General features: G+C 62.6%; 18 protein-coding genes. 13 read left to right on the top strand and 5 right to left on the bottom strand.

What is annotated here, in order from left to right; translation table 11 throughout:
- The first annotated feature begins 18 nt into the window (after positions 1-18).
- The 4 genes from AC4ELH_RS09070 to AC4ELH_RS09055 all read left to right on the top strand — a co-directional run bounded on the left by AC4ELH_RS09070 (position 19) and on the right by AC4ELH_RS09055 (position 2,402).
- A complete protein-coding gene (locus AC4ELH_RS09070) occupies positions 19-573 on the top strand; it encodes a hypothetical protein (protein WP_498884166.1) in 555 nt (184 codons plus the stop codon).
- 177 nt (positions 574-750) lie between these two features.
- A complete protein-coding gene (locus AC4ELH_RS09065) occupies positions 751-1,149 on the top strand; it encodes a hypothetical protein (RefSeq protein WP_171504746.1) in 399 nt (132 codons plus the stop codon).
- A 231-nt stretch (positions 1,150-1,380) separates the two neighbouring features.
- Positions 1,381-1,971, top strand: a complete 591-nt coding sequence (locus AC4ELH_RS09060) for a hypothetical protein (protein ID WP_409552779.1) — start codon at positions 1,381-1,383, stop codon at positions 1,969-1,971.
- 194 nt (positions 1,972-2,165) lie between these two features.
- Positions 2,166-2,402, top strand: coding sequence for a hypothetical protein (locus tag AC4ELH_RS09055; RefSeq protein ID WP_409552778.1), 237 nt, complete (start codon positions 2,166-2,168; stop codon positions 2,400-2,402).
- Positions 2,403-2,468: 66 nt separating this feature from the next.
- Here AC4ELH_RS09055 and AC4ELH_RS09050 read toward each other — a convergent pair whose 3' ends face one another.
- Both AC4ELH_RS09050 and AC4ELH_RS09045 read right to left on the bottom strand, forming a co-directional pair.
- Positions 2,469-3,761: a Tn7 transposase TnsA N-terminal domain-containing protein gene (locus AC4ELH_RS09050; RefSeq protein WP_498884163.1), complete on the bottom strand. Its 1,293-nt coding sequence runs from the start codon at positions 3,759-3,761 to the stop codon at positions 2,469-2,471.
- Between the two features lie 212 nt (positions 3,762-3,973).
- A complete protein-coding gene (locus AC4ELH_RS09045; protein WP_498884162.1) occupies positions 3,974-5,275 on the bottom strand; it encodes a hypothetical protein in 1,302 nt (433 codons plus the stop codon).
- 111 nt (positions 5,276-5,386) lie between these two features.
- Between AC4ELH_RS09045 and AC4ELH_RS09040 the strand changes: the two genes are divergently transcribed.
- The 3 genes from AC4ELH_RS09040 (at position 5,387) to AC4ELH_RS09030 (ending at position 8,718) form a co-directional block, all read left to right on the top strand.
- Positions 5,387-5,968, top strand: a complete 582-nt coding sequence (locus AC4ELH_RS09040; protein WP_409552775.1) for a thermonuclease family protein — start codon at positions 5,387-5,389, stop codon at positions 5,966-5,968.
- A 951-nt stretch (positions 5,969-6,919) separates the two neighbouring features.
- On the top strand, positions 6,920-7,927 hold the full coding sequence (locus AC4ELH_RS09035; protein WP_409552774.1) for a DNA adenine methylase: 1,008 nt from the start codon (positions 6,920-6,922) through the stop codon (positions 7,925-7,927).
- 155 nt (positions 7,928-8,082) lie between these two features.
- Entirely contained in the window at positions 8,083-8,718 is a 636-nt protein-coding gene (locus tag AC4ELH_RS09030) for a hypothetical protein (protein ID WP_498884159.1), read from the top strand.
- Positions 8,719-8,814: 96 nt separating this feature from the next.
- Here AC4ELH_RS09030 and AC4ELH_RS09025 read toward each other — a convergent pair whose 3' ends face one another.
- The 3 genes from AC4ELH_RS09025 to AC4ELH_RS09015 all read right to left on the bottom strand — a co-directional run bounded on the left by AC4ELH_RS09025 (position 8,815) and on the right by AC4ELH_RS09015 (position 11,184).
- Entirely contained in the window at positions 8,815-9,663 is an 849-nt protein-coding gene (locus tag AC4ELH_RS09025) for an Imm63 family immunity protein (RefSeq protein WP_409552772.1), read from the bottom strand.
- A 2-nt stretch (positions 9,664-9,665) separates the two neighbouring features.
- Complete coding sequence (locus tag AC4ELH_RS09020; protein ID WP_236734940.1) at positions 9,666-9,872, bottom strand: helix-turn-helix domain-containing protein; 207 nt, start codon at positions 9,870-9,872, stop codon at positions 9,666-9,668.
- A 106-nt stretch (positions 9,873-9,978) separates the two neighbouring features.
- Entirely contained in the window at positions 9,979-11,184 is a 1,206-nt protein-coding gene (locus tag AC4ELH_RS09015) for a hypothetical protein (protein ID WP_498884157.1), read from the bottom strand.
- A 447-nt stretch (positions 11,185-11,631) separates the two neighbouring features.
- Here AC4ELH_RS09015 and AC4ELH_RS09010 point away from each other — a divergent pair, with 447 nt between their 5' ends.
- The 6 genes from AC4ELH_RS09010 (at position 11,632) to nrdH (ending at position 15,708) form a co-directional block, all read left to right on the top strand.
- Complete coding sequence (locus AC4ELH_RS09010) at positions 11,632-12,174, top strand: hypothetical protein (protein WP_498884155.1); 543 nt, start codon at positions 11,632-11,634, stop codon at positions 12,172-12,174.
- Positions 12,171-12,434 (top strand): hypothetical protein, encoded by a 264-nt coding sequence (locus AC4ELH_RS09005; protein WP_409552769.1) that lies wholly within the window; start codon positions 12,171-12,173, stop codon positions 12,432-12,434. The genes AC4ELH_RS09010 and AC4ELH_RS09005 overlap by 4 nt, the downstream gene beginning before the upstream one ends.
- Before the next feature lie 161 nt (positions 12,435-12,595).
- Entirely contained in the window at positions 12,596-14,209 is a 1,614-nt protein-coding gene (locus AC4ELH_RS09000) for a DNA cytosine methyltransferase (protein ID WP_409552768.1), read from the top strand.
- A gap of 88 nt (positions 14,210-14,297) precedes the next feature.
- A complete protein-coding gene (locus AC4ELH_RS08995; RefSeq protein ID WP_498884153.1) occupies positions 14,298-14,534 on the top strand; it encodes a hypothetical protein in 237 nt (78 codons plus the stop codon).
- A gap of 14 nt (positions 14,535-14,548) precedes the next feature.
- Complete coding sequence (locus AC4ELH_RS08990; RefSeq protein WP_498884151.1) at positions 14,549-15,004, top strand: hypothetical protein; 456 nt, start codon at positions 14,549-14,551, stop codon at positions 15,002-15,004.
- 452 nt (positions 15,005-15,456) lie between these two features.
- Positions 15,457-15,708, top strand: coding sequence for a glutaredoxin-like protein NrdH (gene nrdH / locus AC4ELH_RS08985; protein WP_498884149.1), 252 nt, complete (start codon positions 15,457-15,459; stop codon positions 15,706-15,708).
- The last annotated feature ends 36 nt before the right edge of the window (positions 15,709-15,744 follow it).

Raw genomic sequence — 15,744 nt, 5'->3', positions numbered from 1 at the left:
GCTGGATGGAGAAGAATAATGGGACAGGTAGCCGCATTTCGATTGAGGCTGACTCCGAGGCAGCGTGAACTGCTGCGGACGTATCTCTGGGTACACGCCGACGACTGCTACGACGATATCGAGGAGCGCGGCGTGCTGCGGGTGGAGAAGGGGTCCTTGGGCTCGTGGTCGATGTTCGACCGCCTGCCGAAAGCAGCGTGGGCATGTCCTGTTCCGTGGCGACGTCAAATGGCCCGGGCCTTCGACGACCTCGCCCTCGACCTGGAAGCCGATACCTTGCCCTACCCGCGTTGCGTGGCTGAAGAGGTCGCGCTGGTGCTGTCGGTAGCCACGGCCCAGTCCATGTGGATGGACGGCCAGTACAGCGAGGAAGTGTCAGCGCTGCCCGAGTCTGCAGCCGACGGAGACTGGGCGTCGGCCACCGATGCACTCGTTGGGAACCGACACCTGACCTGGCACCTCTCCCCCGGCGACGCGCCCGTATGGTTGGGCGACGTCCCGGATCCAGAGACCTGGTTCGACCTGTTCGACGGGCTAGAACCACGCCCTGCCCGCCGCGGGTTCCGGCGCTGACGCGTCACGCGTCGGTCAATCCAGGCCTCGCCTACGCGTCGCAGCACCGCCAGCGGTCAACCAGATCAAACAGCTTGTACGAAAAGGTATTTCGGGAACTCCGCGCCGCTGTGTTGTTGCCTATAGGCAACATGCTATGTAGACTATAGGCAACAGCGATTGCGAAGGAGTTCCCCCGTGACAACCATCACCTACGTCGCCACTGTCGCCCTATTCGGAGGACAAGGAGGCGGCGCCCTCGCCACCGACGACAGCGTGGCACCCACCGCCCGCGTCCGCTTCGTCAATGACCACTACACCTACACCGGAGTCTGCAACATCCGCCACGACAGGCTCCGAGTGGTGACCGGCCACGGTGTCGATTTTTGGGAACGCGTGGACACCTTGGCTCGCTGCGTGCACCACTACATCCAGAAGCTCATCGCCGCCGGAAAAATCCGGAGCGTCACGACTTTCCAAGAGTTGCCGACCGAGGTTGCCGACGCAATCAACAGCGCACCTGAACTCGCCAACTTCGGAACGACCGGGCGAACCTACGTCCACCTGCGCGTGACCGACCTCCTCCGCTTCGGCTGACGCCCGATCCAATGAGACCGCATACCAGTCGGCTGGGAGGCTGGCTGGCGCCACGCTGGAGCAATCCCCACGGCGAGCACCGTGTCTCCGGTCTGAGCCAGCTCATGAAGTTCTTCGCCGGTTCCATTTTGTGGGCGCGGTATGCCAGACCGGCGAGCGAAGATGTAATCATGAGCAGACACATGCAAGCGTCGCGGCCGCCCGGCAGCGAAGGTCGCCCATTCTGGGCTAATGCCACAAGTGGCGTTCAAGATGACTGAGCCGCGGTTGACCTATTACGCCGTATTGGCAGCTGGCGGCACCCGCGAGGATCCGGCTGGAGTCGTTCGGCGCGTTCACACCAGCCCGCTGCCGACCGACGAAACATTCGGCCGCGACCTGCAGTGGCATCCCACCGAGTACCTACGCAAGTACTTTTTGGGGCACAACGACGTTGATCATGAGGAGATCTCGGCTGACGAGGCGCAGGCGATCATTGATCGCTGGCGTGCCAAGTGGGCCAACGAGGATACCCAGCTAAACAGCAAAGGTGGCAGCGTCGATCCGCCAATTCCCTTGGAGCCCAACACCACCTACTATGCAAAGCTGGCTGGCGGACGAACGCGTGCGAACCCGTCGGGTCTCGTTCGGCGCGTTCACACCAGCCCGCTGCCGACCGACGAAACATTCGGCCGCGACCTGCAGTGGCATCCCACCGAGTACCTACGCAAGTACTTTTTGGGGCACAACGACGTTGATCATGAGGAGATCTCGGCTGACGAGGCGCAGGCGATCATTGATCGCTGGCGTGCCAAGTGGACCAAAGGGGCCGGAAACGCCTAGTTCGCGGCCTTGAACGCTGATAACGGGCGGCGGATAATCTGGCCAGCTGCGCTGACCAGGCGCGTGTGCACCCAGGCGATCATCCCCATCCATACCCGCCACGGTAGCGGAATGCGACGGCCAGCTTCTGTGGAACCAAAAGTGGAGCCGTTTTTCCGCTCGCAGGCTACTGGGGATGGGCGAAACTGAACTCCATGAGTCAAGCATTGTCTCCGGACGCAGTCATGGTGCGACGGCTGATCGAATCGGTTGCCGGGATGGCATGGGCTCCCGCCGACCACGTGCGGATACGCGAGCTGGTCGAGCACGTCGAGCTCGCAGATCGCCGAAGCGCCGCGGGCAATCATGGTCCCGCAGACCGCGCGATTCGGGATGCCGAGTTCCGCAGAGCGTTGTCGTGCGCGCTCGCCGTCGGCGTTCGCTATGGCTAAGTAACAGGCGTGGGCTTGCGTCCCCAGGCATCGAAGGGTTCTCACAAATCGGGACGAAGCTCACCTTCATGACCCCGCCTGAAGTCGAGGGCTGGCGGTCAGGTCGCGTGCGTTACGCTCGGTTTCCGAGCGGGCAACCGTGAGCCGGAACGGTTCTCGCTCCCACCGCCAGCGATTCGCGATCGTCAATGCGATCAGGTCCAGGAGCTCCAAGCCCTCAGCGTCGAAACGTCGCAGAGCTCTCCAGTCGAGGTCGCCGGACATGACTGTCTCCGTGACACGTTGTGCCAGAACAGGATCAACATTGCGCCTTACCAACTCAGGAATACTGCAGCGGTCTGTCCACACTAGCCACCCCCATCCCTGACTATGTGCGTACGCGCGCGCTGCGTCGAATTTGTCCTGGTTCATCGCGTACGCAACCTCGTAGAGCGGTTTGGCCTCGATCAGAACCGTACGGCCATCGCGTAGCTGTGCCACCACGTCAGGAAAGTACGCCTTTGGTTGACCTTTCCATTGGTAGCCGACGCGCACGGGTTGTTCTTGAAATATCGCCACCAAACTACTGTCATTCAAGATCCGCAACAGCCTCGCCTCGAACCGGCTATCCCACGCCGCCTCGCGACCGAGTTTGTCGAAAAAGGTTGCGCCGTGCCCTTCCTCGTCGATATCGACGTGACGAGTTGCGTGGTCGGGAATCGGGCGGCAGGGACCGGTGGTGTCGGCCGGCCACTCGACATGGCTCAGCCAGCGTTGCAGATGGGCACTCGCGTAGCTGTCGGCTACGGACGCTTTGCGCTCAATGCTCTCTAGCTCCCGAAGCCGCTTGCGGACTCTGGCGACTCGCGAATGGACTTCCTTGGCGATCTGCTGAGTACCAGATGCGCAGTGCCCGGCAAGGCGCAGTTTCATCACCGCGAGACTCTTCGTCAATGGCCCTGTCTCGGTAGCGCAAGCTTCGAGAGTGAGCCGTCGAATAAGCGCCTCGACGTCCCCGCCCGGTCCGTACTCTTGAGTCAGCAAGTCGCGGGCAGTTCTCACGTCGTTGTCGACTGACTTGAGCGCCCGCCCCAGCACGCGGGTCACAGAGCGGTCGACGAGCTGGCGGACCCGCTCACGAGAGATCGAGTGCTGTTCGCCTATCGCCTGCAACGTGACACGATCCTGGCCGCCAAGGCCAAATCTGGCAGTCAAAATGCTGCGCTCACGCCCATCGAGGGCAAAACTGCTGAGGGTCTCCGAGAGTAGGTCGTGGACTGGTGCGGTTTCGCACGCCAGATCATCGAGCCAGGCATAGAACGGACCAACGTCAGACCGATTCCCCAGCGGCGGCGGAAACAACGGCAGTGGTCGGGCCATAGTGACCAACCGTAGCGGTGGCACCCGACATGCGGTGGCCGGTCAAACGCCGACTGGATGGCCGCCTCTGATACGCACCTCAGCAGCCACATCGCCGGTACCTCTCCCCCGGTGATGTGCCCGCCCGGCTGGGTGACGTGCCGCATCCAGGAACCGGATTCGACACTGTTCTGGCCGCTGACGTGCGCCTGTAGGAAGATCGCCACAACAGTTCAGTAGAGCCCTTGTGGCACGTACACCCGTTGTGCTACTTCATCGTCCATCAGTATTAGGGTGCGGTCGCCGAACCAGCCATCCAGTCTCGGCTGCGCGCCATAGGGGTCGATGCCCCCGTAGCTACTGAGCTCGCCAACGTGGCTTCCTTGTCTGGCCTCGGCCAGCCGCAGCACATAGCCCCCCTCACCGGCAGGGTCTGGATGAACGTGGTGGTTGTCAGCCGCGATTGTGAGCGTGGGAAGTGAGACCGAGCCAAACCAGTTGACGATGGTCGGCACCTCTGGGTTGATCCGTGAGTCATACAGAACGAGCGAGGGCTTGCCGAAGAGTGCGGCGATTGGTGAAATGGTCGGGCCATCAATGGTGATGACCTCTGGCTCCTGAGCGCCGTTGGGCGTGAATCTGACGTCGGTGAGTGTGTCGCTGCCCCGCATGATCCCGGCGAACAGGTCAATTGCGTCCCAATCGGGTTCGGCCGCAGCTGCAGATAGCCCCGATTCACGCCAGGCCGGCTGGAACTTGTCGAGCACGATGGACCGAGTTGATGGGTCACGGCCATCCACTGCGAGGCGGGTCAATACTGTCAACCCGGCTTCTTTGGTGCGGTTGGCTTGAGCTGCGGCCCATACCAGCGTGAATGCTTTGCGAGTCTTTTCTTCGTGTGTGAGCTCGGTCGTTGATAGCAGGTCGATCAACTTTTCCGCGCGGCGCATACGGTCGATCTCGGAAACCGGATCAATCACAAGGGCGGTGCCCGGAAAGTTGGTGCTTATGGTCGTGTAGGCCTGCCCACCGGTATATGCCTCCCATTGGGCGAAGAACTCTTTGAGGTGAAACGTGTGGTCGGGATGGTCGTAGGCGCACATGTCGATGAAAGTGGTTTTCCGCCAGGCGTGAGCGATATTCAGCACGAGGTTGCGATGCAGCGTTGTTGTCAGCTGAGTAGGCATCGTCACCGGCCGGCCGTCGGCGGGCAGGACCCCGATAATTGGTGCTCGGTAGCCGTTTTCGCGTTGCAGGTCTGCAACCGAGCCGAACGACAGTCGTCTGATGTGCGCGCTCACGTGGTAGGAGTCGCTTTCCAACAGCAGGGTGCTCAGGTTGCTGGGCCAACACATATCGGCATCTAACTGGGCTAGCGCCTGTTCGGAAAATTCAACTCGATTGCCAGCTTCAACACTGGCCAGTACCCCACTGCGCGAGCTCGGCAGGTCCGCTTCGCCCCTCCCGCGCCGCAACCCAGCCTCAGAGTGCATCATGCGAACGAATTGCCCAAATTCCTTGGTGCCCACGGCCATGCCTCAGACTAGCAGTGCCTTTATCTCGTCAAATGTCTCCCAAATCGTCTAGGGAACGGCAACCGGGACGACTGCTTTAGAATCGTTCACGAGTGCTTTACTATGCGTAATATGACCATAGGCGCAACGTGGTGGCTGCCCAGCCCGGCGATCTCGGCCATCAGGCGAACAGGGGCAGCCGTACCCATCGTTGCCGTTGCCGCGGCATGCAGCCTGCCCCCGCACGCGCCCGCAGACCGACCTCCCCAGCCGCCGACCGCGACCGTTCTGCGTGCCGTCGACGGTGACACGATCGATGTGCGCGACGACCACCGCGGCCGCCTGCGCGTCAGGATCGCGGGAATCGATACGCCCGAACTGCACAAGCCAGGCTGGACAGTTGGATGCGGAGCCGTCGAAGCCGCTGACTATGCCGACCGCATGCTGACCGGACATCGAGTAGCCATCATCTCTGATGCCTCTTTGGACCCGCGTGACAAGTACGGTCGCACCCTCGCTTACATACAGCGCTCAGACGGATGGAACTACTCAATCGAAGCTGCACGAGCCGGCATCGCCCGAAACTACGTCTTCAACCACCGTCCGGTGAGCCTTCAGCCCCAGATCGCCGCGGCTGAACACGAGGCCCAAGAACTACATCGCGGCATCTGGGGACCTCCCTGCAACGGCCACGTCGACTCAGTCAAGAAGTAACGACAATGCGCCAGCTCCCCATCCCCACGGCCCACGGATATGTTTCTGGCCGGTCCTCTTCTGCGAGGGCGTTGACCGAACGCTTGGCAGCGCTCGGGGTTCCTCAGCCACTGGCGAGCGAGGTAGTTCTCGCCGATACGTTTCCCCGTCACGATGACACCATGTGGCCCCCGCGAGTCGGATGTTGCGAATCTCCAGGCTTCGGTGATATCCGGATGTGGGCTGACATCAACCTTGTTCACTGGCTGAACCAGGCACAGAGCGCATTCGGTCCCCATCGGCCCGGCGAACTGCTGCACCTGGCAGGCGTGATCGATCGGCTCCGCGCCGCCGGCGAAGGGTCCCGGGTTCTCATTGCGATCGACGTCGTGCCCGCACCGAGGTGGGTCGCACACACCACAGCAGCGCTGGCGGTGTCGGAGCTCGTAAGCTTCGGACCTGCGCTCCCCGAACAGCTCCTGCCAACCGTCGACCGCCTTCTCGAATCCGTCGGGTGGATCCCCAGCACCGATCAGCCCAACCAGCCCTGCGTTGTGAACCGAGTTCAGTGCTTTCAAACATCCTGGCACCACAACGAAATGGTGTCCTCGAACCCCCAGTCCCGACCCGCCCAACCTGGTTGAGGAAGCGAGAGCGAGTACACGATGTCGAACTGTCCGAATGGTCGCTCTGGCTGCAAGGGACACAAGCATTACCGCGGAGGCAGCATGGACGGCTATGTGGCGTGCCTGACCGCCGCACATCCGTCGGATTATCCCGAGCGATTTGCCACGATGAAACGGCACGGCCAGCGGTCCTGGTATATCTGCGCGACCACGCTTACCCCCATGCCACTGACACCGAGGTCTACTACCGCTTCGTCGGCCATTTCGACGAGGGGGCAGCGGACACGTCTCCCGAGCTGCTTTAGCCCACCCAAACTTCTATAGATTTGAGCCCCAGGGGGGAACGTTGGCAACGCCAGCTTTGCGTCCGCCGTTCGCATACTTCGGCGGCAAGCAGAAGATCGCCGCGACGATCGCCGCCATGCTTCCCGAGCACACCCACTACGTCGAACCGTATGCTGGCGGACTGTCAGTGCTGTTGGCTAAGAAGCCAAGTCGTCTCGAAACAGTGAACGACCTGGACGGCGACATAGTGCACTTCTGGAGGATGCTGCGCGAGCGTCCCGAACAGTTGGCACGGCACTGCGCGCTGACCCCTCACTCACGAGCCGAGCGCAAAGCGGCCCTGAACCGGCCTGCAGACTTGGATGACCTCGAACGTGCCCGCCGGATCTGGATTTGCCTGGCACAGGGACGCACCGGAACCTTGCGCCCAACCGGCTGGCGTTTCGACTCCGCGGACTTCGCGCACACCTCGATGCCGCGACGCCTTGACGGGTACGTGCGGCGAATGGAGTCCGTTGCCGAACGGATTCGGTCGGTGTCGCTGGAGTGCCGCGCAGGTCTCGACATGATCACCGCCTATGGCAAGGGGCGGCGCACGTTGATGTACGTGGACCCCCCTTATGTCGGTGATGTCCGAGAACGCAACTACCGCAACGAGATGCTGTCGCCGGCCGAGCATCGGGAGCTGGCTGAGTCCTTGCATTCGTGCGCGGCAACGGTCGTCCTCTCTGGGTACGCGTCCACGCTCTATGACAACGAGCTGTATGCCGATTGGTACCGAGTTGAACTGACGACCGCGACCAGCCAGGGTGGGGTCTACAAAGGGCGCACCGAAGTGCTCTGGTCCAACCGCCCACTTGCGACCGTCGCCATCGCTGACGTGGACATATTCAGTCTCCCCGAGGTGACCTGTAACGAAATGGAGCCCAGCGAGCGCGCATGTAACGAAACGCGCGTTTGCCCGGTGTGTGAAGGGGTCATTCGACAGGCGCGATCGGGACGCCGCCGCGTTTACTGCTCGCCCGCGTGCCGGGTGCGCGCGCACCGCCGAGCGTCCGTCGCTGGCTGACAGCTGGTCAGGTTGTCGGCCCGGGCCGCAGTGCTTTCGCGGGGTCAATCGGCCCGGTAGGCACTCGTGGCTTCGTGTTGAACCTGCACGAAGGCCAGTGCTACACCGGGCGATGGGCCGAGTGCGCAGTTGCGATCGCTGGGAGAATCGACACCATGACAGAGCGGCATGAGCTGGCGGCTGGCGGCGACGCCTGCAACCTCACGTCTTTGTGCCTGGGCCTTCCGGTCCTGCGGCCGGCGGCCGAGGCTGTTTGCACGGTAGATCCATTGCGGCTGCGTGTCGGCGAGGTGTACGACTCGGGTGTGCGACGGTGGCCGGGCCAAGAACTGGTGTTGACCACTGAAGGGTGCGTTCTGATCGTGGACATCGCTCCGACACCGGAGCAGCTCGACCAATTCCACACAGCAGAGGCACGTTTCGCGTGGGGCGACGGACGCCACCACGGGATCCTAAGTTGCCGATTCGGCAGTATGCCGTGGGAGTTTTTCCTTTTCAATCCACAGCGCGACACCCTTGCGGGCAAGACGCCGGGCATGCCCGCGGTCATGCCCGGATCGCACGTCGATGTCGCTGTCGGTTTAGCTCGGGGAGAGCAACCTGTGACGGCCATTCGAACGGTGCAATGGCCCGAGTACTTCGCCAGCGCTGTAGCCGCAACCGTCAGCCGGCTCGCGGCGCAGCCCCTTGACACCGCCTCCACCATCAACGAAGCCAACAGCCTGTACTTCTACGTCGGCCCCGAGCGACTTGCACAGAGGGCAGGAGTCCGCTCACGTCAGCAGCCTTGAGCAATCTCGACGTGCGGTAACCGCAAGGACGGATCATCAGCCCATGAGCACTGACGACGAGCTCGACGGCACTAGATCTCGGATGGAATGGCACATTTAGCCGAGAACGCTGCGGCGGGTGCGTTGCGCCCACCTCGGATCCAGCGCAGTCAACAGCAATAGCCATTGCGGAATCCAGAGCAAGTCCCGAAGCTGGTGCTGGTCCATGCGCACCGCAGACGGAGTGCGCTGAGTCCATTCCCACGCGGCGTGGCGCGCGAGGTCGTCGGCAATCCAGTACAAGAGTTCGTCGGGGTCTGTTGTTGACCGCCAGCCCTGGCCTATGTCGTGCGATCCGTCGTAATAGCGCAGATGGGCAGAGGTGATCGCGTACAGCTTGTCGCCCTGGACGGCGTTGGGGCCCAACGGTTGTGGCACGTGGTCGGCCAGGTCCTGGCCAGAGAGCTCCTTGAGCGCTGAGACCAGCGACTGGACTCGGTCGATGAGACCGGCACGAACAGCGAGCAGCCCTGGCTGGTCGTCGACGATGGCGATGCCAGCGTAGTCAACCTTTGCCGGATCGAGAGCGCTGTCCTGCCCAAGCGTGAGGTCCACGACATAGGCGACGTCTACCTGCATACCGGTGGTGATTCCTGGTTGTATTCGCTGCCCAGGGTGGTGTGCGCTCATCACGATGATTTGGATCCACAAAAACGGACCCTCGCTGTCGTGGCCGAGGAACTCCGGCTGGCAACGCGTGGTGTCGAACGCATCGCCAATTCGGTACTTGACGGGACGTTCGAGCCTGGCGCACCAAAATTCGCCTCGGCCTTGTGGCCCTGGGATGACCCGCAGCACGGTGGCCACGAGCGGCAGCTCGTCACGCAGCTCTGCGGGGCCAGCCGGCAAATCCCTGAACGCCAGTGAGGAGACGGTGATTTGCTCCTGGGCATGCCCGTCTGCCATGGCTACACGATGTCAAGCACCAGCACCGAGGCGCTGGTGTCAAGTTCTATGGCCAACCGAGCCAGCACAGTGACGGTGCACCCACGGTGACCGTTCTCCAGCTGGTTGAGAAACGTCCGATGGATGCCCGCGCGTTCGGCCAGCGCGCCCTGGCTCAGACCGACCTTTTCGCGCCGAAGCCTGATGTTTGCGCCAACGCGCGCCTGCACTGCTGCTTCGTCAAAATCTCCGGTGGCACCCACGAACGTCCTCTGGTCGGTATCCCAGCATTCTTGTCGCTCATAGTCTACAAGCGCTGACGGGTCTGGGGAGATGTCAGAACAAGGCATCGCCGGTGACCTCCTGCCACCACTGTTCGAAACCGGGGCGCTGTTTGTCCAGGCCGCCGGCCGGCGCCGCGACATAGAGGTGATCGACGTTGGACGGGTCGGTCGCTCGGTCGCGCAGAATGTGGCGCACGATGCCGTCGGCGCCCTGCACACGTCTTCCTGGTCGGGATGCGAGTTCGCGTGTCATCTGGTCTCGTGAGCCGGTCGAAGTGACGCGCAGGGACCGCGCGGTGATCCCCTTCCCTCCGCTGCGGCCCGGGCGCACCAGCCGCCGCACCTCATACAGTGACCAGTCACACGTGGCCAGTTGGAGCTCGAAACGTTGCTGCACTTCTGTCAGTCCTGCGGTCGCGACCAGGTCAGCGGCGCTGCTGCCCTCGATGAGTGTTTGGGACGGGTTGATGCTTCGCGCCAAGTGCTCGAGCACGAGTGCTTCTACGCCCAGCTCCGGTTCCTGCCGGTACCGTTGCACCGTCGCCGCTCGCCCGTTGGCTGTGCTCATCGCGAAGACACAGAACCCGCAGCAGGACTTGGGAATCGGCTCACCAAAGGTGTCGACGACGAAGTCGTGGCAATCCACTCGGGTCCAGCCCCAATCACGCAATGGATACCAACCGGTCCGCAGCGCGCTATCGAAGAGGCGATCCTTGTCGGCCCGGGCCCGTTCGTTGGCCTCGAAACCAATCACGTGCCGGAATGGCCGACCCCTGGTGATCCGGGCGATCACCGGATCCAATAGGTCTCCCTTAGAGTGAACCGAGCACAACCTGGCGCCCCCGCGCTGCGGAAGTGTTGCTGCCGCACGCATTTCATCGCCCAGAGTGTAGAGGCCTTTGGCGTGAAGTTCACGGGGGAACCGAGAATCTTCGAGGACCACTACGCCGTCGCCGATTCGGGTGGTCTTGCGTTGACTGCGCGCGATCTGGATGAACCGCACGGAGTGGGCTCGCAACAGCGGCAACAGATGACGGGTCACTGCGCTGATGGTGGCTGCGCTCTCGTGGCCGGTCATCGCGGTGAGGACAACCATGTCTTCGAGTGCAAAGTCGCGACTGGATGGGTCGGTCAACCACCGCGCGAGCAACGCTGAACTGTCCAGTCCCATGCCGAAAGAGACGCACACCGTCGGTGTCCGCTCATCCTCGTTCAGCCCGGCCAGGCGTGGTGTGAATTCGGCTACGGTGCTGCTCATCTGAGATCAAACCCCCTCGTTGATGTTGCCTATAGTCTACAGCGACGGTAGCCTATAGGCAACACGCCAACATCGGAAGGGGGTAGCCATCATGGCTACGACGGCTCGAAATCCTCACGGACGCTCCGCAAGTGGCTTCACTCGGGCCCACCTCGCGGTGTGCACGTGCTGTGGCACCTGCCGTTCTCGCAGGGGTGATGCGTGATGGCTAGGCCGTCGTTGACCGAGGACCAACGGTGGCTGCTGCGCTCAATCGGCGGATGGGCAATGCGTGACTGCCTGCTCGGGCCTGACGGTGTCGCGGATTTGATGTCACGCCTCTCTAGCAGCACAGGGCACCGTATCGACGGAGGACCCGAATGGCTAGCGAACGGCTACACCTGCGGCAGAGGCAAAATCGTGTCCCCGTGGTGGACCACCGACATCGGAAGGCCGCCAGTCAAATCAGTGACAGTCACTACCGCGCAACTCAACCGGTACGCGCGCAGCCTGCCCCAGGAGGTGACCGACGAACTTCGCGCAGTGCGTCGCGCATTCAACGCCGAGAACATCCGACGCGATTGGTGCCGCTGCGGTCGGGAGGCCGAATGCCGCCGACGCAACGAAGGTGACCCGATCTACGGCGGCAGGTACCACCCGACCGACGCGGAAGTTGACGCCCACTACCGCGAGCTGCGCCGGATCCAGGAGTGGCAAGATCGTGCCCTCGATCGCGCACTGGGATTCATCATGGTCGAGGACGACCTGGACGGCGCCGACAATGAATGCGCCGGCCATTGCGCTACCTCGCTGGATGAGTTCAGCATCGACCAGCACGTCAAGGTGGTCCTCGGCCCGGGAACTGTGAAATCCGGTGTGATCGCAGATATCACCCCCAACCACGTGAACGTGAAATTCGGCGACGGCGCTTCGGGGCTCTTCCGGCCCAACGAGGTGATGCCTGGCCTGCTGCCGATCGGTCAACTCGAGCTCTTCACGGTCACACCATGACTCTTCCTCTGTTCGACCTCCCGGGTCGAGCTGAGCGCGGCAAACGTGTGGAACGCACCGAATGGGGCGTGCGCTGGCTGCGCGACTCTCCTGCGCTCACATCCAAGCGCGGACACATCACGCAAGCTCCCAACGAGAACCAGGCACGTCAGTGGGCCACCCACCCCGAAGCGCAGTACTGGGGTTTCCCGGCGGGGTACGTGGAAGTCGTGGCCCGCACCGTCGTGACCTACACCAGCTCGTGGGAGCCAGCCGACTGAGTGCCGAGATCCCCCAAGTGCCTGCGCAACAACATGACTCACGCGGTACGAAGCGAACCAGGAACCATCTAAGTGTTGCCTATGGGCAACAGTTGATGTAGACTATAGACAACATCAGAAAGTGCCCCCGCCTTCGCACCCCATCCCCGTGAGGTAATCGCATGAACATCGTGGACGCTCCCGCTCTCACCGCAGAACAGTTCGCCGACATCCGCAGCGCCCTGGACTCAGCAAACTCTGACTGGCGACCCAGCGGAAAGCCGACCGGCATTACCTACACCGACATCTTCTGCGGCTTCGGAGGTTCGAGCATCGGCCTGGAAAACGCGGGCCTCACATTGGCGCTCGGAGCAAATCACTGGGACCTGGCGATAGCCACCCATGCACTCAATTTCCCAAGTGCCGACCACATCATCGCCGACGTCTCCAACTACGACATGCGCCGCATGCCCAAGACCGACATCTTGTGGGCATCGCCCATCTGCACCGAACTCTCACCCGCTGGCGGCACGGCCGCGCCCCGGACCCAGCTGTCGCTTCTCGAAGACGAGGGCCACGTCCCCTCGGCCGGCCGCGACCGCACCCGCGCCACCTTCTGGGATGTCGTGCGAGCCACCGAAGTGCACCGCTACGACCTGGTTTTCGTCGAGAACGTGGTCGAGGCGGCCCGATGGGAACTGTTCGACGTCTGGCTGACCGCCATGGACACCCTCGGCTACAGCCACCAGTTCGTGTCCGTGTCCTCGGCCCACATCGGTGACGACACCAACCCGTTCGCCCCGCAATGGCGCGATCGCATGTACTTTCTGTTCGCCCGTAAAGGCGTGCCCATGGACGAGATTCGGCCCCGCCCCCTGGCCTGGTGCCCCTTGTGCGAAGCCGTCAACCCCGCCGTCCAATCGTGGAAGCGCCCCGACCGCCGCCGCATCGGCAAGTACCGCCAGCAGTACGTGTACCGGTGCCCAAACGCCTCCTGCCGCCACAACATCGTCGAGCCGTTCGTCCTGCCTGCGGCCGCCGCCATCGACTGGAGCAACCTGGGTGAGCGGATCGGTGATCGCCGCAAGGCCCTGGCCGCCTCCACGATGCGGCGCATTCGGGCCGGAATCGAAATGTTCGCCGAACCGACCATCGTCGCGACCAACCATGGCGCTGACGGAGACTCACGGTCCTACCCGGTATCTGCCGCGCCCATGCCGACACGCTCGACCAAGATCGGCGACGGCATGGCCGTACCCCCGATGCTGGTGCCCGCTGGCGGAACCTGGAACGACACCGCCATCACCACCGATGTCCCGATGCGGGCCCGTACCACACGCGACACCGAGGGCCTGTTCACCCCGCAACCGTGGATCACGGTGCTACGCAATCACGCCGATGCGACCAGCATTGCCGACCCCCTGGCGACGGTCACGACAGGATCCGGAGGTGGCGGTCACCAGGCCCTGACAGTGCCGCCCAATGCCACCTGCCCGCAGCAGCCGCCGATCAGCCTGGTCGTCCCGTTCCGCAAAGGCACCGCCAAGACCACCCGCGAACCCCTGCACACCGTGGCCACCCGCGACTCGGCCGGACTTGTCTCCGGAGCGACGATCGACGTGGCAGATTGCCGTTTCCGGATGCTCACCCCCCGTGAGCACGCTCGGGCCCAACGCTTTCCGGATACCTACCGGGCGATGGGAAACAAAGCTGAGCAAACGATGGGCTTCGGCAACGCCGTCAGCAGCAACGTCTCCCAATGGCTCGGCGGTCACGCGATACGCCTCCTGTCCTGACCCTTCCCGGAGGTGGGGAGACCACCCGTCCCCCACCTCCGGTGAACGCCACAACCACTCTCTGCCCAACCACCCGAAAGGCCCGATCATGCCCGCCACCGCCCACCACATCACTCGCCCCGTCATCGAGTTGCTCGCCGACTGGTTCCCGCTGCGCGACGAGCTCTGCGACCTGCGCAGTAGCCAGGACCACCTCAGCACCGCCCGGGACGAGAAAGTCCGCGACTTGCTTACCGAGCTCGTCGACATCGCCGCTGACATCGTCGGGCACCTGGTGCCCGACCACGCCACCCGCTGCCAAATCACGGGACGGCCACCGTGCTGACCCACGGGCGGTCAATGCGCCGCCGAGCCCGCAACGGAAACGACGCCGGGCACGCTGACAGTCGCGGTTTCGACGCCATTCTCGACGAAATCCGCCACCGCTTCGGCATCGCACTGCAGGTGGTCGACGCCGGCGGCCGGTGCACGTACTTCCGATCCCGGCTGGAAACCGGCGACTGGCTATGGATCAGCGACTACTCCGCCAACATCACTCCCCTGGCCCAACGTCTCGCCCTCGAAACCCACAACGTCCACGTTGGCTGGCACATCGCGATCTATCCGACCGACATCCGCACCGCGACCGCCGATCCCTTCGTATGGCTTGCCAGCGTCACACACGAAACCGCCACTGCCGGCCAACTACCAGACCTCGTCGCCACCGCACTGCGCTCCCTTGCCTGCCACGAACAGCACCACACCGACGCAGACGGCCGACACCAGGTCAGCGTTGGCATCGAGCACTGGAATTGACCACCTCCCTTTACCTCCACCTCGGGCACCGACCAGCTGTAATGCCGTCTTGACATTCGGAAACTCACCCTGGAGTGATCCGGCGTGATTTCACTGACGCCCCTCAATACGACATTGCTATATCGCAAAAATCCCAGCACCTACATGCGGTGGCACTCGAATCTTGAGGATCGCGAGCGAGAACGCCTATGGAGCGTCACCGCCGCAGCCAGCTCGCATCAAATGTGACGCTAAACAGGTGCCGGGCAGAGCAATCGCATGGAATAGAGGGACCGCCGCACCTTCCGCGATAATGATTGCGAAAGCGGATGAATTGCCAAATAGCCATCGAGGTGAATAACGCTAAAATGACTGGTTGAAATTTGCTACAGTTATTGCATAAGTGGCCTTCTCGTATTAATATGGAGGAATACGAGGAATGCTTTCTCTATTCACTACATGAGGAGTCGCAAATGACCATCACCGTCTACACCAAGCCTGCCTGCGTGCAGTGCAATGCCACCTACAAGGCCCTGGAAAAGCAGGGCATCGAGTTCGAGAAGGTCGACATCACCGCAGACGACGAGGCCCGCGACTACGTGATGAGCCTGGGCTACCTGCAGGCGCCCGTCGTGGTGGCCGGCAACGAGCACTGGTCAGGTTTCCGGCCTGAGCGAATCAAGGCACTCGTCAAAGATGCGACATTTGCATCAAATGCATCATAGGTAGATCTTGACCAATGACTGTTCTAGCAGGTCAAC

It is taken from the genome of Mycobacterium shunyiense (genome assembly GCF_058270075.1).
Note: the sequence above shows the minus strand (reverse complement) of the source record. Positions and strands in the feature narration are given on the sequence as shown.